Origin of the sequence: Arthrobacter sp. FB24 (assembly GCF_000196235.1) — a bacterium.
Taxonomy (GTDB): Bacteria; Actinomycetota; Actinomycetes; order Actinomycetales; family Micrococcaceae; genus Arthrobacter.
The window spans coordinates 326,890-344,856 of the sequence record NC_008541.1 but is presented as its reverse complement, the minus strand read 5'-3'; the positions used below and the strand labels follow the sequence as shown (position 1 = coordinate 344,856).

Below are 17,967 nucleotides of genomic sequence, written 5' to 3'. Positions count from 1 at the left end.
AAAGCATAGCCGCAGGGAGCTAAGTCAACCGTGGAAGTGGGTGGCCCCCGGCGTGGTATTGAAGTTTCGCAGCAGCTCCTCCGCCACGACGCGGAGCTTGACGTTGCGGTTATTGGAGACTTTGCTCAGGATCGTGAATGCCTCGGCCTGCGAGCAGCGGCTCTGGCCCATGACAATTCCCGAGGCGAGGTTGATGCTGGTGCGCGACTTCAGCGCTTCGAGGAGGTCGTCGTTGAGGTCCTTCGAGGCCCCGATGCGCACAGCCAGCCGTACGGCTTTGCTGGCACGTGCGGCGAAGGCTTCACAAATCACGATTGCCTCGTCGTCGAACGCTCCTGCCTCCGGTGCGAAGAACGCTACGGATGCGGCGGCACCCGGATCCAGCTGCAGCGGGAGTGCCAGGACGCTGAGCTGGCCCGCCTTCACCACGGCCCGGTTGTAGCGCGGCCAGCGGGAGTCGGCCCGGGCATCGGGCACGGAAACCGTCGCCCCGGCTTCAAGGGCCGCCAGCGAGGGACTAAGTCCGGTGGCCCGCTGGATTTCCCCAAGCAGCCGCGCGCCGGGTCCGCTTCCGGCGGAGGCCTCGGACCGCCTCGAGCGGACCAGCGTGACGGCGCACAGCACAGGCAGCCCGGTGGTCTTGCCGATGAAGCCGGCGGAGAAAACGGACAGCTCCGTGAGGAAGTTCTGCACGTCGGTGCTTTCCAGAACCAGGTCCTGCAGCCGCTCCGCCAGGTACTGGCCCAGCCGGGTGCCGGTCAAGTCCGGCCCCCGGTGCTGTTTCCCTCCGGCTGGCCGGAGGGAGGCAGCCCGTGCGAACGGCAGGGCCGGCGCCGGGCCGCAATATTGTGGCTTGCGCCACGCGACCCTAGAATTATGGAGGTTACGCAGTCAGCCACCCCACCTCTTCGTGGAGTTCGACATGGTTTACGAACTACGTACAGCCTCCCCTTCGGCGCAGCCATGACGCGGCAACAGCTTGCCCTGCTCATGAACGGCGATGCCGACCCGCTGCGGATCATCTCCGCGGCCAGCACCTCCGAACTGCAGGCCCTCACGGATGCTCTTTTCAGGGATCTGGACACGTCGCATCCCGTGTTTGGGGCGCAGGTCTGGTACGACCTCGCCCTGGAGGAGCTGGAAAACAGGATCAATGGAGCCTCCCCAGAGGCAGACGGTTTTACTGGTACGGATTCGTTCGGAGCGGCCTAGGCCCGGGTCATTCCGCCGGCTTGTTGCCGGCCTGGCCTTCGTCCCGGGCTTCTCCGCCTGTTGCCGCCTCGCCGCTGGGTGGTGCCTCGCCGTCCTGGGCCAGTTGCGTCTCCCGCTGGTGGGCTTTCATGTGCTCCTCGTGCAGGTGGTCCGCCTCCTGAAGATGCTGCTGGAGCTTCTCCTCGGCATCCCTGCGGCGGCGGGACATCTCACGCATTTCACGGGTGGATTCGGATCCCGGCGATGGCACGTAGGGCCTGGACTTGGGGTCTCTTTCGGCAGCAGGAACCGCGGGCGCTTGTTCTTCGCTCATGGTGGCATCCTTCCACAGCATGCAGGGCACTACTAGGGCCTAATGGCCGTCGTTAGCTCCAGCCCAGCATCCTCAGCCCGGCCGCGGCTCCGGCCCCGGCCAGGACCACCACCAGGAAGGGGGCCCGGAACCAGAGCGCGATTCCGGCCGCCGCCAGTGCGCCCGCCCGGGCGTCAAAAGCCAGCGCCTGGCCCGACGCCACCGCGTTAACAACGGTGAGCGATGCCAGCAGGCCGATGGTCATGGTGCCGGCAATCCGGGACATCCGTGGGTTACGCAGGAGGCTGGCGGGGACCAGGTAGCCCAAAAGCTTCCAGGCGTAGCCAAAGAGGCAGGCCAACAACAGCCAAAGCCAAAGATTCATTTCGCGGCACCTCCCGCATCGGGGCGCGGACGCAGCTGAGCGCCTTCGTCCGAGGGCCCGTGGTGGTGTTCGGCATAGGGGTCCACATCAGGCTCCAGGCCTTCGTCGCTCCGTCCGTGGCTGAACCAGCCGATCGCCGCGGCCACAAAAGCTGCTATCAGGATGGGAACTCCCGCGGGGACGAACGGCACCGCCAATACCGTGGCCAGGGCGCACACCACAGCGATCGCCACCGGCTCGCGGCCCTTGAGCCGGGGCCAGAGCAGGCCCAGGAAGGCCGCCACCGCGGCGCCATCGAGCCCCCATTGTTTGGGATCCCCCAAGGCGCCGCCTGCCAGCGCCCCGACGGCAGTGAACACATTCCACAGCACGAAGATGCCGATGCCCGCCGTCCAAAATCCGCGCTTCTGCTCCCCCGGGTCGGTTTGCCCGGTGCTGGTGGCGGTCGACTCGTCGATGGTGACGTGGGCTGCGGCGTACTTCCGCCAGCCGCGCGGCTGCAGAAGCGCGTTGAGCTGCATGCCATAGATACCGTTGCGCATGCCCAGGAGCGTGGCCGCGCCCATGGCGGCCACGCCGGATCCGCCGCCCGCCACCACGCCAATGAACGCAAACTGCGAACCGCCGCTGAACAGCAGCAGGCTCAGCGCCATGGTCTGCCAGAAGTCCAGCCCGGACGTAACGCCCAGAGCCCCGAAGGAAATCCCGTAAAGCCCCGTGGCGATGCTGATGGACAGCCCCACACGCACGGCCGGGGATTGGAGCAGCTTCATGCCGGCCGCCCGGCAACAGGTCTGCCCGCAGGCGTCCCCGGCGCAGGCTTCCCCACTGCCGTTTTTCGCAGGCTCCAGGCCCAGAGGATCAGCGGCACCTGAAGCGGCAGCCGCGCGGTGTGCACCTTCCGCTGCCCCGGGCTCCCCGCCGGGCCATACGCCCGGCGCAGTGCGTCGACGTGCCCGGCAAGGAATACCGCCAACATCGCGGCGACGCCCCCGGCGGCAGCTTTGCGTGTGGCCGGGATCAGGAGTCCGACGGCGGCACCCGCCTCGAGCAGTCCGCTGAGCGCCACCCATTCATCACGGGTCATCACGGCGCACGGGCCGTTTGGCCGGGCTCCGGAGTCATCCCGGCACAGGAAGTCGGGCACCACCTGGTGGAAGAAGGCGGGGTCACGGAAGTGCTTCATGGCGCTCGTCAGCAGCAGGGCGCTCATGGCAGCCGCTGAGAGTGTCTGGGTGGCCCGGGCGGACCAGGTGAATGGCATGGATCCATGCAACCACAGCCGCGGACACCCCGGTAAACGGGACTTTCCGCCCGTGTCAGGAGCCACAGCGCGGCGTAGCTTGTTGACTATGAGCAGCGTGGTGGAAATGACCGGCGTCGTAAAGCGCTTCGGAACGGTAACTGCCCTCGACGGGCTCGACTTCAACGTGGCGGCGGGCGAGGTTCACGGCTTCCTGGGTCCCAACGGGTCCGGCAAGTCCACCACGCTGCGGCTTCTGCTGGGCATGCTGCGTGCCAACTCGGGCTCGATCCGGGTGCTGGGCATGGATCCCTGGCACGATGTTGCCGCGCTGCACCGCCGGCTGGCGTACGTGCCTGGCGACGTTGCGTTGTGGCCGAACCTGACCGGCGGCGAGGTGATCGACCTGCTGGGGCGGCTCCAGGGCGGACAGGACCGCGCCCGGCGGGACCGGCTGCTGCGGACGTTCGACCTCGACCCCACCAAGAAGTCGCGCACGTATTCCAAGGGCAACCGGCAAAAAGTTGCCCTGGTGGCCGCCTTGGCCACCGACGCCGAGCTCTTCCTCCTGGATGAGCCCACCAGCGGGCTGGACCCGTTGATGGAGGACGCCTTCCGCGGGTGCGTGCGGGAGCTGCGGTCGCAGGGCCGCACGGTCCTGCTGAGCAGCCACATACTGAGCGAGGCCGAGGCGCTCTCGGACAGGGTCAGCATCATCCGCGCCGGCCGGGTGGTGGAGTCCGGGCCGCTGGAGCAGCTGCGGCACCTGACCCGGACGTCGGTCACGGCCGACGTCGCGCGCGTGCCCGCGGGCCTGGATCTCCTGCCCGGCGTCCACGACGTCGTGGTGTCGGACCACCGTGTGAGCGCCCAGGTGGACCCCGTGGCGCTGGGCCCGTTTCTGCAGGCCCTGACGGCCGCCGGACTGCACGCCCTGACCAGCCAGCCGCCCACGCTGGAGGATCTGTTCCTGCGCCACTACGGCCCGGCCGGATCGCTCGAATCGGCACGGCGATGACCCGCACCGCCGAGGCCCGCACCGCGACGACCCGTGCCTCCACGAACGGAACGCTGGCCGGCACCGGCGTTATGCTCCGGCTCGCTCTCCGGCGGGACCGCTGGATGCTGCCGCTGTGGATACTGGGCTTCGCCATCATTGCCTACTCGACCGCGGCGGCCGGGGCCGGGCTGTACCCGGACGAGCCCAGCCGGGTGGCAGCCGCCACCGCCTTGAACGCCACGGCGTCCATGGTGGCGCTGTTCGGGCGGATCTACGATCCTGCCTCGCTCGGCGCCCTTTCGCTCATCAAATACACCGCTTTCATGACAGCCATCCTGGCCGTGCTGATGGTCATCCTCACCATCCGGCACACCCGGGGGGACGAGGAAAGCGGGCGGCTGGAACTCCTCGGCGGCGGGCGGCTGGGACGGGACGCACCGCTGGTGTCCGCGCTGGCCATCAGCTTTGCAACCAGCATCCTCACCGGGTTGCTCTCGGCGGCCGCGCTCGCCGTCGGCGGCCTGCCCGGCACCGGATCACTGGCCTTCGGACTGGGCTGGGCCGCCACCGGGATGGCCTACAGCACCGTGGCAGCTGTGGCGGCACAGGTGACGGCCAGCGCCCGGGCGGCCACCGGGTTCAGCATCGGGGTCATTGCCGTGACCTACGGGCTGCGCGCAGTGGGCGACCTCGCCGAACCCGGCCCTTCGGTATGGTCCTGGCTATCGCCCATCGGGTGGAACCAGCAGATCCGGGCCTACGCCGGCGACCACTGGTGGGTCCTTTCGTTGCCCGTTGCCCTCTGCGCAGCCCTTGTTCCTGTTGCGTTCCTCCTGCGGGCCCGTCGCGACCTCGGGGCCGGACTGCGGGATGAGCGGCCCGGCCCGGCCCGCGGAAGGCTCTCCGGCGTCCTTGGCCTCGCCGTGCGCCTGCAGTACCGCGTCCTGGTGGCGTGGGGCGTGGCCTTTGCACTCTTCGGGGTGGTCATCGGCTCGCTCGTCGGCAACGTGGCCGATTTCCTGACTTCGCCGGGCGCCCAGGACCTGATGCGGGCGCTGGGCGGCCCGCAGGCCCTCACCGACGCGTTCCTCGCAGCCGAGATCAGCATCATGGGGGTCCTCGCGGCGGCCTACGGAATTTCTGCCGCCAACCACCTCCGCAGCGAGGAATCGGCGGGGCACACTGAGGCCCTGCTGGGCACGGCCACCACCCGCATCCGCTGGGCGGGCAGCCACTACGCCGTGGCGTTGGCCGGCGTTGGGCTGCTGCAATTACTGACCGGGGTCTCCATCGGCATCGGAGCCGCAGCCGCCGTCGACAACGCGGAACTGGTGGGCAGGTCTACAGTGGCGGCTTTGGCGCAGATTCCGGCGGCGTGGGTGCTGACCAGTGCCGCCCTGGCCGTATTCGGATGGCTGCCCCGGATGACGGGGGCCGTCTGGGTGCTGCTGTTGGGACTGATTGCACTGGGTGAATTCGGTGTGCTCTGGAACGCTCCGGAATGGCTGATGGATCTCTCGCCGTTCCGGCACAGCCCGCTGCTTCCGGTGGACGCGGACGCAATCCCGGCGCTTGTTGCCCTCACGGCTGCAGCGGCGCTGCTCGGCGCACTGGGCTTCGCGGGATGGCGGCGGCGCGACCTTGCCGCCTGACGCTACCTTGCCGCCTGAACGGCACGAAGGAGCCTGAGCGTGGACGCCTGAACCGTGCGGCTGCGCCTATCAAGAGGCGCACCCCGTCAGCTGACCGGATGCCTTCTTTCGGACAGCCGGGCCAGCACCTGCGCCGGCCGGTTGGTGGTGATCTCGTGGATTCCCAGCTCCCGGCACAGGGCCACGTCCTGATCCGAGTCCACGGTCCAGACCCTGAACCTGCGGCCGGAATCCATCCAGCGTTTCACGGTGCGGGCGTGCTCGCGGACGTAGTCGATACCCGGTCCGGCCAGCCGGACTTCGCAGTCGTTCAGGATGCGTTCGCCCTCCGCCTGGGCCGCACGCATCACGTTCGCCAGGGCCCCGCCCGTGATGACTCCCAGGCCCAGTTCCTCGCGGATTTCCTCGGCGTTGACGTCATCCACCAGCTGGCAGACGAATTCTGCGGGAACGCTCTTGAGCAGGTGCTTCACGGAATCCGGGCTGAAGCTCATGAAGGAGACACTGACGTTGTCCACCTTGGAGGTGCCGGGATCCCAGCCCTCGGCTGCCAGCACCTCCAGCACCCGGTCCTCCAGCGCCAGCAGGTAGGGGCTGGGGTGCTTGAGTTCGATGGCGAGCCCGATGTCCCGGCCGGCCGCGCGGAGGATGTCCAGCAGCTCCGGCAGCGTCAGGAGCTGGTCGAACTTTCCGCCGTACTCGAGGGGAATCCTGGCGCCCTTCCAGGAGGAGAAATCCAGCAGCCGCAGTTCCTCGAGGGTCCGGTCGGCCACGGGCCCGGTGCCGTCCGAGGTGCGGTCCAGGTTCGCGTCATGCAGCAGGACCACGTGCTGGTCCCGGCTGAGGTGGACGTCGCATTCCACGCCGTCGGCGCCGTCCGCGATGGCCTGGAGATAAGCCGCGCGGGTGTGCTCGGCGAAGGCGGCGCTGGCTCCACGGTGGGCGTAGACAAGGGGCCGGGCGGAGACAGACTCGTCGGTAGTCATGGTGACACGTTAGCGGACACCCGCAGCGGATGCGGGACTAGGCTGGGCACATGCAGGTGAACAGTGAACAAACCACCCGTCCCGCTGCAGCGAGGCCGCCGCATGCCGGCTCACCCGCTGCCGGGGCCGCCGTCGCACCTCCCCGTCCCGGCAGTGATGCCGAAAAAGCCGCCGCGCTGCGGAAAATGAAACTCCTGGCGCTGGGGCTGCTGATTGTGATGGCGGTGATTTTCGTCGTCGCCTTCGCCCTGCAGAAGCAGTACCCGTGGCTGGAATACGTCCGGGCCGCGGCGGAAGGCGGCATGGTGGGCGCTCTCGCGGACTGGTTTGCCGTGACCGCGCTGTTCAAGTACCCCATGGGGATCAAGATCCCGCACACGGCCATCATCCCGCGCCGCAAGGACCAGATCGGCGCGTCGCTGGGCGAGTTCGTCGAGACGAATTTCCTCTCCGAACAGGTTGTGCAGGAAAAGCTCGCCTCGGTGGACATCGCGCGGAAGGCCGGCGCGTGGCTGTCCGGCCCCGGCGGCGCCGAGCGCGTGGCGAAGGAGGGCGCCGCCGTCATCCGCGGCGCGTTCAAGGTATTGAACGACGACGACGTCCAGGCCGTGATCGAGTCAATGGTCCGCAAGCACCTGCTCACTCCGCCGTGGGGGCCTCCGGTGGGCAGGCTCGCCGAGAGGATCTTCGCCGACGGGCACCATCACACCCTGGTGGACCTGCTGGTGGACCGGACCGTGGACTGGGTGCGGGACAACCACGAAACCGTCAGCAGGCTGGTGTCGGACCGGTCCCCGCAATGGGTTCCGCAGTTCGTGGACGGACTGGTGGGAGACAAGGTCTACGTGGAGATCCTCAAGTTCACCAAGGCCGTGCAGGCCGATCCGCAGCACCAGGTGCGGCAGTCCATCGACACCTACCTCGCGTCGCTTGCGCAGGACCTGCAGCACGATCCGGTGATGATCGCCCGGGCCGAAGGCATCAAGGCCCAGGTGCTGGGCGATCCCGAGGTGCGCGAACTGGCATCCCGCACCTGGGGCACCATCAAGGCGGCGCTGCTTGGCGCCGTCGACGATCCGCACAGCGAACTGACCGTCAAGTTCAAGGCCGCCGTGCACGACTTCGGCACCCGGCTTGTGGTGGACCCCGAACTGGCGGGCAAGGTCAACGCGTGGATCGGTGACGCCGCGGGCTACCTGGTGAAGACGTACCGCTCGGATATCGCCGGCGTGATCACGGATACCGTGGCGCGCTGGGATGCCGAGGAAACCTCACAGAAGATCGAGCTGCAGGTGGGCAAGGACCTGCAGTTCATCCGGATCAACGGCACCGTGGTGGGCGCCCTCGCCGGGCTGGCCATCTTCACGCTGGCGCACCTGGCCTTCGGCTGACCCTAGGCGGCGACAACACTCGCTTTGATCCGGCCCCTGACGCCGAAGATGGTGAACACCAGCGCCACAATGGCCGTGACCACCAGCAGGAGCAGCCCGATCGAGTAGCTGTGGGTGGCGGCGTCATACGTTGCCCCCATCACCAGCGGCGGAAAGTAGCCGCCCAGTCCGCCCGCCGCACTGACCACTCCGCTGATGCTGCCCACCTTTCCGTGCGGGGCCAGCACGCCCACCCAGGCGAACACCCCGCCGGTGCCCAGGCCCAGCGCCGCCGCCATGGCGACGAAGGTCAGGCCGGCGGGGACCTCGCCGTCGGGCTGCAGGTTCACCACCCACGCCAGGACGGCGACGGCCGTGAGCGAGGTGATCACCACCGGTTTGGGCCCGAGCTTGTCCGCGAGCACACCGCCAACCGGGCGGGCCAGGACTGCCGCGAGGGCGAACCCTGCCGTGCGGGCGCCGGCGCCGCTGGGATCGAAGCTGTACACGTCCCGCAGGTAGGTGGGCAGGTACGTGGCGAAGGAGACGAAGCCGCCGAAGACGACAGCGTAGAGGAAGCACATTTTCCAGGTGATCGGTGTCTTGGCTGCGTCCAGGAGCTTGGGCAGCACCGGAGCGTTGCTTCGGGTCCAGCCCGGGGATTCCTTCATCAGGAACCAGACCAGGGCCGCCATCACGGCGAGGACGCCGGCGATCAGCAGGTGCGTGGGGAAGTACCCGATTGCGGCGACGAGCCGGGGATTCAGGAAGGCGGCCAGCGCCGTTCCGCCCATGCCGGCACCAAAGACGCCGGTGGCGAAGCCCCGCCGGGACGGCTCGTACCAGCCGCTCACAAAGGGGATTCCGACGGCGAAGACGGTTCCGGCGACGCCGAGCAGCAGTCCGGCGCCCAGCACCAGGGGAAAGGAGCGCAAGGTCCCGCCGGCGGACACGAGCAGGATCGGCAGGATGGAAGCGAGCAGCACGAAGGTGAACATTGCCCTGCCGCCGTATTTGTCCGTCAGGGTGCCCACGACGATCCGCCCCAGCGAACCGACGAACACCGGCATAGCCACCAGGACGCCCGTGGTGGCCGGGTTGAGCTGCAGGTTCTGCGTATAGAAGGCACCGAGGGTGGCCACGGAGTTCCAGGCCCAGAAGCCTGCCACGGACGCCGCGGTGGCCAGGATAAGGTTCCGGGTCTGGCCCGCGGGCGCGGACGTGGGGGGCGGTGCTGTTCCAGCCACTGTTTACTCCTTTGGATTCAGCCGGCTGTGGGTTCTGTCAGCCACTTCAGCGGTTTCGGGTGTCCCTGTCCCTGGTCCCCACGGGCGACCAGCCGCGCCGGACGGCAACGTCACGCGAGCGGTACACGATGTAGGGGCGGAAAAGGTAGTGCAGCGGCGCGGTGAAGGCGTGGACCAGCCGGGTAAACGGCCAGATGACGAACAGCGCCATGCCCACCAGGGTGTGCAGGTGGAAGGAGAACGGCGCCCCCGCCATGGCCGCGACATCCGGCTGGAGGACGAACAGCGAACGGAACCAGGGCGCCACTGTCTCGCGGTAATTGTGCCCGTGTTCACCCTCGAAAACGCTGGCCAGGGTGGTCCAGAGGCCGAACACAATGGCGGCGGTAAGCACCACGTACATGGCCTTGTCGTTCGTGGTGGTGGCCATGAACACGGGCCCGGTGGTGCGGCGGCGGTAGATCAGCAGGATGATGCCGCCGAGCGTCCCCACTCCCGCAATGCCGCCGACAAACAGGGCATTGAAGTGGTAGAAGTCCTGGCTCATTCCCACCGCCTGCGTCCACGCCATCGGAATCACCAGGCCGAAGAAATGCCCGGCAATCACCGCCAGCAGCCCGAAGTGGAACAGCGGCGAGGCAATCCGGAGCAGCCTCGATTCGTACAGCTGGGATGACCTGGTGGTCCAGCCGAACTGGTCGTACTTGTAGCGCCACACCAGCCCGCCCACCAGCACCACCACCATGATGTACGGCAGGACGCCCCAGAGCACGGTGTCCAGTGCGGAGATTTCGACGGCGGATCCGGGCCCAGCTTCGAATGCCGGCATGGTCAGGTTCCCTTCACGGGCAGGAGTCGCGGATCGTAGGGGTCCAGGCCCACGGCTTCGGTGGGCGGGCCGTAGCCGGCCATCCGCATCACGGCCTGCTCGTCCGCGGGCGATTTCCCGGGCAGGGTGGCGCAGACGGCCTGCAGGATCCGGGCGTGCGGCAGTTCGTCCCGCAGCAGCCCGAAGCGGAGCATCTCCAGGCTCGCCCGGAAACGGGTCAGCAGTTCCCGCCCGGCCGCCAGGTCCACCACCGCGGCGAATTCCAGGACCATCGGCAGGTAGTCGGGCAGTTCACCGCGGGTGTCCACCAGGATGTCGCTTTGCCGGTAGGTCTTCTTGAAGTTGCCCAGAACTTCGCCGCGGCGCCGGGTGTCCCCGTCCGTCCAATAGCTCAGGTGCAGGGCGTGGCGCTTGCCGAGGTCGAATTCGCGGACGTAATGGGCCTGCACCTCCATGAGGGGCGTGGATTCCAGCAAGTCCAGCACCCCGGCGAAATCAGCGACGGCTCCGGGGAACTCCCCCAGTGCGTCCCGCATGAGCGGCGCCCTGCCGATCAGTTCCTCATCCGGGTAGGACAGGCACCAGGCCGCCGCAAGGTAGACCACCTGCTGGCGCCGGCTCACGGCTCCTCCCCCGGGGTGTGTCTTTCCGGGAACAGCCCGGGAGGAGCGCCGGTGCCGTCCCAGTTGAGCAGGTTCACCCGGCCGCGCAGGGTTGTTTCACCGGGGGCCTCGCCTGAGGTTTGGCGGTCCTTCAGGGCGTTGAAGGTTTCCACCGCCACCGGAACGGGCCGGCCGCTGGCTTCGCCGAACGGGGAGGAATCCTGCATGCCGGGGCCGCCGTCGAAGTCCAGCGAGCAGCCCATCTCCTCCAGGTCGTGAGCCTGTTCCACGTGGGCCTTGGGAATGACGTAGCGTTCCTCGTACTTCGCGATCGCCATCAGCCGGTACATCTCGTACATCGTTTGCCCGTCCATGCCCACGGATTCAGGGATGGAGTCGTCGGGGTCGTTGCCCAGGCTGATGCCGCGCATGAACGAACGCATGGCAGCGAGCTTCTTCAGCACCGCGGTGACCCGGTCCGCGTCCCCCGCGGTGAAGAGTTCCGCGAGGTATTCCACCGGGATGCGCAGCGCGTCGATGGCGCCGAAGAGGTTGCCGGTGTCCTCGCCGTCGTGCCCCTGGTCCCGCAGCAGGTCCACCACGGGCGAGAGCGGCGGGACGTACCAGACCATCGGCATGGTCCGGTACTCGGGGTGCAGCGGCAGCGCCACCTTGTAGACCTTGGCCAGGGCATACACGGGCGAGCGCCGGGCAGCGTCGATCCAGTCTTCCGGGATGCCCTGGGTCCGGGCCTCGGCCTGGACGGCGGGGTCGTTGGGGTCCAGCAGCACGTCCATCTGGGCGTCGTAGAGTTCCTTCGGGTCGGTGACGGCCGCGGCGGCGGTGACGGCGTCGGCGTCGTACAGGAACAACCCCAGGTACCGCAGCCGGCCCACGCATGTCTCCGAGCAGACCGTCGGCAGCCCCACCTCCACCCGCGGGTAGCAGAAGGTGCACTTCTCGGCCTTGCCCGTCTTGTGGTTGAAGTAGATCTTCTTGTACGGGCAGCCGGTGACGCACTGCCGCCAGCCGCGGCATTTGTCCTGGTCCACCAGCACGATCCCGTCCTCCACGCGCTTGTAGATGGCGCCGGAGGGGCAGGAGGCCATGCAGGACGGGTTCAGGCAGTGCTCGCAGATTCGCGGCAGGTAGAACATAAAGGTCTGCTCGTAGGCGAACTTGATCTTGTCCTCGGACTCGCGCCGGACCTTCTCCACGATGGGGTCCAGGTGGCCGTTCTCGACGGATCCGCCCAGGTCGTCGTCCCAGTTCGCGGACCAGGTGATTTTCGTGTCCTTGCCGGTGATCAGGGACTTCGGCCGGGCCACCGGGAAGTCGTCGCCCAGCGGCGCGTCCACGAGGGTCTTGTAGTCGTAGGTCCACGGCTCGTAGTAGTCCTTGAGTTCGGGCTGGACGGGGCTGGCAAAGATCCCCAGGAGCTTCTTCACCCGGCCGCCTGCCTTGAGCACCAGCTTGCCGCGCTTGTTCAGCACCCAGCCGCCGTGCCACCGCTCCTGGTCCTCGTAGCGGCGCGGATAGCCCTGGCCGGGCCGGGTTTCCACGTTGTTGAACCAGACGTATTCGGTGCCCGCACGGTTGGTCCAGGCCTGCTTGCAGGTCACGGAGCAGGTGTGGCAGCCGATGCATTTGTCCAGGTTCATGACCATGCCCATTTGAGCCATGACACGCATCAGTACTGCACCTCCTGGGATCGACGGCGGACGGTGGCCACCATGTCGCGCTGGTTGCCGGTGGGGCCGAGGTAGTTGAACGCGTAGGCCAGCTGGGCGTAGCCGCCGATCAGGTGCGAGGGTTTGACCAGCAGCCGGGTCACGGAGTTGTGGATGCCGCCGCGTCTTCCCGTGGCTTCCGACTTCGGCACGTCGATGGTGCGTTCCTGCGCGTGGTGGACGTAGACCACGCCGGCCGGCATCCGGTGGCTGACGATCGCCCGGGCCACCAGGACCCCGTTGATGTTCAGGCACTCCACCCAGTCGTTGTCCTTGACCTGGATCGCCTCGGCGTCGGCGGGGCTCATCCAGACCGTGGGGCCGCCGCGGGAGAGCGAAAGCATCAGGAGGTTGTCCTGGTATTCGGAGTGGATGGACCATTTGGAGTGCGGGGTGAGGTACCTGACCACCACTTCCATGGCCCCGTCCCGGCCTAGTTTGGGTTCGCCGAAGAGCTGGTGCATGTCCAGCGGCGGCCGGTAGATCGGCAGGGCTTCGCCGATGTCGATCATCCAGTCGTGGTCCAGGAAGAAATGCATCCGGCCGGTCAGGGTGTGCCAGGGCTTGAGCCGCTCCACGTTGATGGTGAACGGTGCATAACGCCGGCCGCCCGTCTCCGAGCCGGACCACTCCGGCGAGGTGATCACCGGGACCGGTCCGGCCTGGGTCTGGGCGAACGTGATGACCTTTTCCTCGGAGCCCTTGGACAGGTCCGCCAGCTTCCTTCCGGTGCGTACTTCCAGGTCCTTGAAGCCCTGCACGGACAACGCACCGTTGGTGGTGCCGGAGAAGGCCAGGATGGCCTCGGCCATTTTCGCGTCGGTGTCGATCGCCGGCCGGCCGTCCGCGGCGCCGCCGAGCATCACGCCGTTGGAACGGCTGAGCCGCTCCAACGGGCCGGCGAGTTTGTACGTGACGTTCTTGACCGTGAAACCGAGCTTGTCGGCCAGGGGCCCGACGGCGGCGAGCTTGTCCGCGATGGCCGTGTAGTCCCGCTCCACCACCGAAAAGACGGGCATGTTCTGCCCGGGCACGGCGGGAATATCCGTGTTCCGCCAGTCCCGCACGATCCCGCCGGGCTGCGCCAGCTGGCCCGGGGTGTCGTGCTGCAGCGGCACGCTGACCAGGTCCCGGCGGATGCCCAGGTGGGTTTTTGCCATCCGGGAGAACTCCCGTGCCAGCAGGTGGAACATCTCGAAGTCCGTTTTGGTCTCCCATGGCGGGTCGATCGCCGGCGTGAAGGCGTGCACAAACGGGTGCATGTCCGTGGAGGACAGGTCGTGCTTCTCGTACCAGGTGGCGGCGGGGAACACGACGTCGGAGAGCAGCGTGGTGGAGGTCATCCGGAAGTCGGCTGACACCAGCAGGTCCAGTTTTCCTTCCGGCGCCTGCTCGTGCCACTTCACGTCCCGGGGCTTGAGCCCTTCGGCGTGGTCCTTGCCCAGGACGTTGTTGTGGGTGCCCAGCAGGTTCCGCAGGAAGTACTCGTTGCCTTTGGCCGAGGAACCGAACAGGTTGGAACGCCACAGCACCAGCGTCCGCGGCCAGTTCTCCGGGGCATCCACGTCCTCGATCGCCGGGTTCAGCGTGCGGTTCTTCAGGGCGTCCGCGATGTAGCCCGGGGTGTCCTTCGCGGTGCCGGCGGCGACGGCGGCCTCCGCCTCGTCCGCGAGGTCCAGCGGATTCCGGTCGAACTGCGGGTAGAAGGGCATCCAGCCGAGCCGGGCGGACTGGGCCAGCGCGTCTGCGGTGTGCATGCCGTCCAGGGCTCCGGTGGACAGCGGGGATTTCAGTGCGTCCGTGGAGTAGCCGTCCTGCCGCCACTGGTCCGTGTGCATGTACCAGTACCCGGTGCCGATCATGGTCCGCGGCGGGCGTGACCAGTCCAGCGCGTTGGCCAGCGACACCCAGCCGGTGGCCGGCCGCGTCTTTTCCTGCCCCACGTAATGCGCCCAGCCGCCGCCGTTGCGGCCCATGCAGCCGGTCAGCATCACCAGCGCCAGGACCGCCCGGTAGGTGGTGTCGCCGTGGAACCACTGGCAGATCCCGGCGCCCATGATGATCATGGACCGGCCCTTGGACTGTTCGGCGTTGCGGGCGAACTCCCGCGCCACCCGGATGCAGGCCTGGGCGGGGACGGACGTGATCTCCTCCTGCCAGGCCGGGGTATAGGGCGTCGCGGCGTCGTCGTAGCCGGCCGCCCACTCGCCCGGAAGCCCGTCCCGGCCCACGCCGTACTGGGCCAGCATCAGGTCGAACACGGTGGTGACCAGCTGGCCTTCAACCTCGATGACGGGCACGCCGCGGCGCAGCACGCTGCCCTCCCCGCCGGCATCCTCGAAGCACGGCAGCAGGACCTCGGCGCTGTCCCCGGACACTTCGCGCAGCGACAGCGCCGGTTCGATCCCTTCGAGGTCCAGGTTCCACTTACCCTCGCCGCTGCCGGAGTACCGAAAACCCATGGAGCCGTTGGGCACGGCGGTCCGCCCGGTCTTCTTGTCGAACAGCACGGTGCGGAACGCAGCGTCCTCTGCCCCGGCTTCGGCGGGGAGGTCCATGGCGGTGAGGAATTTCGACGGCGTCAGCCCGCCGTCGTCGTGCCGTTCCAGCCGGACCAGGAACGGCAGGTCCGTGTACTGCCGGACGTAGTCGGAAAAGAACGGGACGTCGCGGTCCACGAAGAACTCCTTGAGCATGACGTGCCCCATGGCCATGGCCAGCGCGGCGTCCGTCCCGGCCTGGGCGGGGAGCCATTCGTCGGCGAACTTGGTGTTGTCCGCGTAGTCCGGGCTGACCGTGACCACCTTGGTGCCGCGGTACCGCACCTCGGCCATCCAGTGCGCATCCGGGGTCCGCGTGACGGGGACGTTGGAACCCCACATCATGAGGTAGCGCGCATCCCACCAGTCCCCGGATTCCGGGACGTCCGTCTGGTCGCCGAAGACCTGCGGGCTGGCCACGGGCAGGTCCGCGTACCAGTCGTAGAAGGACGTCATCACCCCGCCGATCAGCTGGATGAAGCGGGTTCCCACGGCATGCGAGACCATCGACATTGCCGGAATCGGCGAAAAGCCGGCGCAGCGGTCCGGGCCGTAGGTCTTGATCGTGTTCACGTGCGCCGCGGCCGCGATCTCAATCGCTTCCTGCCAGGAGACCCGGACCAGGCCGCCCTTGCCGCGGGCCTGCTGGTAGCGGCGCCGCCTGTCCGGATCACTGGCGATCTCGGCGAACGCCAGCACCGGGTCCCCCAGCCGGGCCTTGGCCTCGCGGTACATTTCGACGAGCACACCCCGGGCGTACGGGAAGCGGACCCGCGTGGGCGAGTAGGTGTACCAGGAAAAGGCCGCCCCGCGCGGGCAGCCCCTGGGTTCGTATTCCGGGCTGTCCGGACCAACGGACGGGTAGTCGGTCTGCTGGGATTCCCACGTGATGATGCCGTCCTTGACGTACACCTTCCAGGAACATGAACCGGTGCAGTTCACCCCGTGCGTGGAGCGGACCACCTTGTCGTGGCTCCACCGGTCGCGGTAGAAGATGTCGCCCTTGCGGCCGCCCTCCCTGAACACCGCCCTGCCGTCGTCGGTCTGGTCCCATTTCGTGAAGAATCGGCCCAGCTTCAACATTGCATCTGATGCGGGTCCATCTAACCCCGCATGGGGTCCGGAAGCCATGCCCTCAAGCTAGGTGGCAGGTTCAGGCCCCCGATAGGGCCGAACGGCACTACGCGAAGGGCTCGATCTCCACACCGGCTGCTTCCAGCGCTTTGCGCACGGCGGCTGCCGTTTCCACCGAGCCGGGAGTGTCACCGTGCAGGCACAGCGAATGCGGCTGCAGCCTGATCACGGTCCCGTCCAGGGCTTCCACTTCACCGTGCAGGGCGAGGCGGACCGCGCGTCCGGCGATCTCTCCGGCGTCCTCCAGCAGCGCGCCGTCCTGCGAGCGCGGCACCAATGTTCCGTCCGGGAAGTAGGCGCGGTCCGCGAAGGCTTCGTGGAACACCGGGTGGCCGGCTTCCGCGGCGACGGACAGCAGCGCGGACCCCTGCTGGCCCAGGATGGGCAGCCCGGGATCGTAGGCCTGCACGGCGGCGATCACGGCGGAGGCCTGCTCGGCGTCATGCACTGTGCGGTCGTACAGCGCGCCGTGGGCCTTGACGAAATCCACGGACGCCCCGACGGCGTGCGCCACGCCGTCGAGCGCGCCGAGCTGGTACAGCACCGCCCCGAAAAGGTCGTCGAAGGTCATGTCGATGGACCGCAGGCCGAAGCCGGGGAGGTCCGGGTAGCCGACGTGGGCCCCCACGCGGACGTCCAGCTCATAGGCCGCCCGGCACGTGTCCAGCATGGTGACGGGGTCTCCGGCATGCAGGCCGCAGGCCACGCTGGCGCTTGTGATGAGCGGGAACATGGCGGCGTCGTCCCCCATGGTCCAGGAGCCGAAGGACTCCCCCAGGTCAGCGTTCAGATCCAATGAATCCGCCTTTCAAGGTTGGGTCCCCACCTGGGGTGTTTGCGCCGGGGTCACTGGTGCCGGCGTTAAGGGCGGCCGGGGCACTGGTGCGGCCGGTTGTCCCGCCGCTGGCGGGCGTGCCGGCGGCTACTTCGCCGGGAATTGTGTCCGGCATGGGGCCAAAGGCCTCTTTGGCGCTTGCGACGACGGCGCGTCCCATCACGCGGTTGCCCACCCCGCCCACCACGGCTCCGACGCCGAACGGCAGTGCCCGGCCCAGGAGCGCGGTTCCCTGCCGCTGCAGGAGGTTGCGGAGGAACGCGCGCTGGATCCGGTCCCGAACCGATCCGAAGCCGGGGAAGGACGTCTTGCGGGCGAATACGGAACCCCAGGCGTCCGTGGGACCCTTGCTGCGGCCCGCGGCCTGGCCGCTGAGGCTGCCGAGGAGGGCAGTGCCTTCTTCGCCCAGCATGATGGCCATGACCATAAGACCGGCTTTTTCCGGATCGATCATGCGGATGCCGTGCAGCTCGGCGAGGGACGTCGCGTACAGGGCGGTGGCTTCCAGGAAGCCGACGGTTGCAGCGGCCGAGAGGCCCAGCGCGGCGACTGTGCCGACGCCGGGGATGACGGCGGATCCGCCCACCAGTGCGCCGCCTCCGGTCACGGCCAGCAGGTAGTCGCGCTCCAGCTTGTCAGCCAGCTGCGCCGCCGTGGCACGCGGGTGCCTGCGCTGGAGCCGCCGGAGGTTGGCGAGCACCAGCGGGCGCTGGACTTCGACCGCGCGCAGCATCATGCTGTGCAATCCGGGCTTGGGCTTTCCCTCGGAGTCGAACACCGCCTTGTGCGCGGTCTTTTGTGCAATTCTCATTGCCGGGTTCTTCCGCATGGCCATCGTCACCTTTCCTGGAACGGGAACAAGCCGCCGGCGCAACCGTGGTTTGCCCCGTGCGGGGACAGCTCGTGGCTG

Annotated in this window: 17 protein-coding genes; 4 read left to right on the top strand and 13 right to left on the bottom strand. The window is 68.1% G+C overall.

From position 1 onward, the window contains the following. Positions 1 to 24: 24 nt before the first annotated feature. Positions 25 to 762: a GAF and ANTAR domain-containing protein gene (locus ARTH_RS01675; RefSeq protein WP_011690199.1), complete on the bottom strand. Its 738-nt coding sequence runs from the start codon at positions 760 to 762 to the stop codon at positions 25 to 27. 201 nt (positions 763 to 963) lie between these two features. On the opposite strand from ARTH_RS01675, the gene ARTH_RS01670 reads away from it, so the two are divergent. Further along, entirely contained in the window at positions 964 to 1,212 is a 249-nt protein-coding gene (locus ARTH_RS01670) for a hypothetical protein (RefSeq protein WP_043429255.1), read from the top strand. Positions 1,213 to 1,219: 7 nt separating this feature from the next. Here the strand turns inward: ARTH_RS01670 and ARTH_RS01665 are convergent, their stop codons facing one another. The 4 genes from ARTH_RS01665 to ARTH_RS01650 are packed head-to-tail and all read right to left on the bottom strand — an operon-like array spanning position 1,220 to position 3,153. Beyond that, positions 1,220 to 1,525 (bottom strand): hypothetical protein, encoded by a 306-nt coding sequence (locus ARTH_RS01665; protein ID WP_043429253.1) that lies wholly within the window; start codon positions 1,523 to 1,525, stop codon positions 1,220 to 1,222. A 52-nt stretch (positions 1,526 to 1,577) separates the two neighbouring features. After that, a complete protein-coding gene (locus tag ARTH_RS01660) occupies positions 1,578 to 1,889 on the bottom strand; it encodes an AzlD domain-containing protein (protein WP_011690196.1) in 312 nt (103 codons plus the stop codon). Further along, positions 1,886 to 2,662, bottom strand: a complete 777-nt coding sequence (locus ARTH_RS01655) for an AzlC family ABC transporter permease (protein ID WP_011690195.1) — start codon at positions 2,660 to 2,662, stop codon at positions 1,886 to 1,888. Before ARTH_RS01655 ends, ARTH_RS01660 begins: the two co-directional genes overlap by 4 nt. Continuing rightward, positions 2,659 to 3,153 (bottom strand): DoxX family protein, encoded by a 495-nt coding sequence (locus ARTH_RS01650; protein WP_011690194.1) that lies wholly within the window; start codon positions 3,151 to 3,153, stop codon positions 2,659 to 2,661. The genes ARTH_RS01655 and ARTH_RS01650 overlap by 4 nt, the downstream gene beginning before the upstream one ends. 88 nt (positions 3,154 to 3,241) lie before the next feature. Between ARTH_RS01650 and ARTH_RS01645 the strand changes: the two genes are divergently transcribed. Together ARTH_RS01645 and ARTH_RS01640 are read left to right on the top strand one after the other, a co-directional pair. After that, entirely contained in the window at positions 3,242 to 4,150 is a 909-nt protein-coding gene (locus ARTH_RS01645) for an ABC transporter ATP-binding protein (RefSeq protein WP_011690193.1), read from the top strand. Beyond that, positions 4,147 to 5,784 (top strand): ABC transporter permease, encoded by a 1,638-nt coding sequence (locus tag ARTH_RS01640; RefSeq protein WP_011690192.1) that lies wholly within the window; start codon positions 4,147 to 4,149, stop codon positions 5,782 to 5,784. Before ARTH_RS01645 ends, ARTH_RS01640 begins: the two co-directional genes overlap by 4 nt. An 86-nt stretch (positions 5,785 to 5,870) precedes the next feature. Here the strand turns inward: ARTH_RS01640 and ARTH_RS01635 are convergent, their stop codons facing one another. Next, positions 5,871 to 6,770 carry a glycerophosphodiester phosphodiesterase gene (locus ARTH_RS01635; protein ID WP_011690191.1) on the bottom strand — a complete coding sequence of 300 codons (900 nt, stop codon included), beginning with the start codon at positions 6,768 to 6,770 and terminating at the stop codon, positions 5,871 to 5,873. Between the two features lie 50 nt (positions 6,771 to 6,820). On the opposite strand from ARTH_RS01635, the gene ARTH_RS01630 reads away from it, so the two are divergent. Continuing rightward, on the top strand, positions 6,821 to 8,161 hold the full coding sequence (locus tag ARTH_RS01630) for a DUF445 domain-containing protein (protein ID WP_011690190.1): 1,341 nt from the start codon (positions 6,821 to 6,823) through the stop codon (positions 8,159 to 8,161). A gap of 2 nt (positions 8,162 to 8,163) precedes the next feature. On the opposite strand, the gene ARTH_RS01625 is transcribed toward ARTH_RS01630, so the two are convergent. The 7 genes from ARTH_RS01625 to ARTH_RS01595 are packed head-to-tail and all read right to left on the bottom strand — an operon-like array spanning position 8,164 to position 17,892. Then, a complete protein-coding gene (locus ARTH_RS01625; protein ID WP_011690189.1) occupies positions 8,164 to 9,387 on the bottom strand; it encodes an MFS transporter in 1,224 nt (407 codons plus the stop codon). Positions 9,388 to 9,433: 46 nt separating this feature from the next. Further along, positions 9,434 to 10,216, bottom strand: coding sequence for a respiratory nitrate reductase subunit gamma (gene narI / locus ARTH_RS01620; protein WP_011690188.1), 783 nt, complete (start codon positions 10,214 to 10,216; stop codon positions 9,434 to 9,436). A 2-nt stretch (positions 10,217 to 10,218) separates the two neighbouring features. Continuing rightward, positions 10,219 to 10,839 carry a nitrate reductase molybdenum cofactor assembly chaperone gene (narJ, locus tag ARTH_RS01615; RefSeq protein WP_011690187.1) on the bottom strand — a complete coding sequence of 207 codons (621 nt, stop codon included), beginning with the start codon at positions 10,837 to 10,839 and terminating at the stop codon, positions 10,219 to 10,221. Then, positions 10,836 to 12,509, bottom strand: coding sequence for a nitrate reductase subunit beta (gene narH, locus ARTH_RS01610; protein WP_011690186.1), 1,674 nt, complete (start codon positions 12,507 to 12,509; stop codon positions 10,836 to 10,838). Before narH ends, narJ begins: the two co-directional genes overlap by 4 nt. Further along, positions 12,509 to 16,219: a nitrate reductase subunit alpha gene (locus ARTH_RS01605; protein ID WP_011690185.1), complete on the bottom strand. Its 3,711-nt coding sequence runs from the start codon at positions 16,217 to 16,219 to the stop codon at positions 12,509 to 12,511. Before ARTH_RS01605 ends, narH begins: the two co-directional genes overlap by 1 nt. Before the next feature lie 49 nt (positions 16,220 to 16,268). Further along, positions 16,269 to 17,018 carry a LamB/YcsF family protein gene (locus tag ARTH_RS01600; protein WP_011690184.1) on the bottom strand — a complete coding sequence of 250 codons (750 nt, stop codon included), beginning with the start codon at positions 17,016 to 17,018 and terminating at the stop codon, positions 16,269 to 16,271. Beyond that, positions 17,002 to 17,892, bottom strand: a complete 891-nt coding sequence (locus tag ARTH_RS01595; RefSeq protein WP_043429250.1) for a hypothetical protein — start codon at positions 17,890 to 17,892, stop codon at positions 17,002 to 17,004. Before ARTH_RS01595 ends, ARTH_RS01600 begins: the two co-directional genes overlap by 17 nt. Between the last annotated feature and the right edge of the window lie 75 nt (positions 17,893 to 17,967).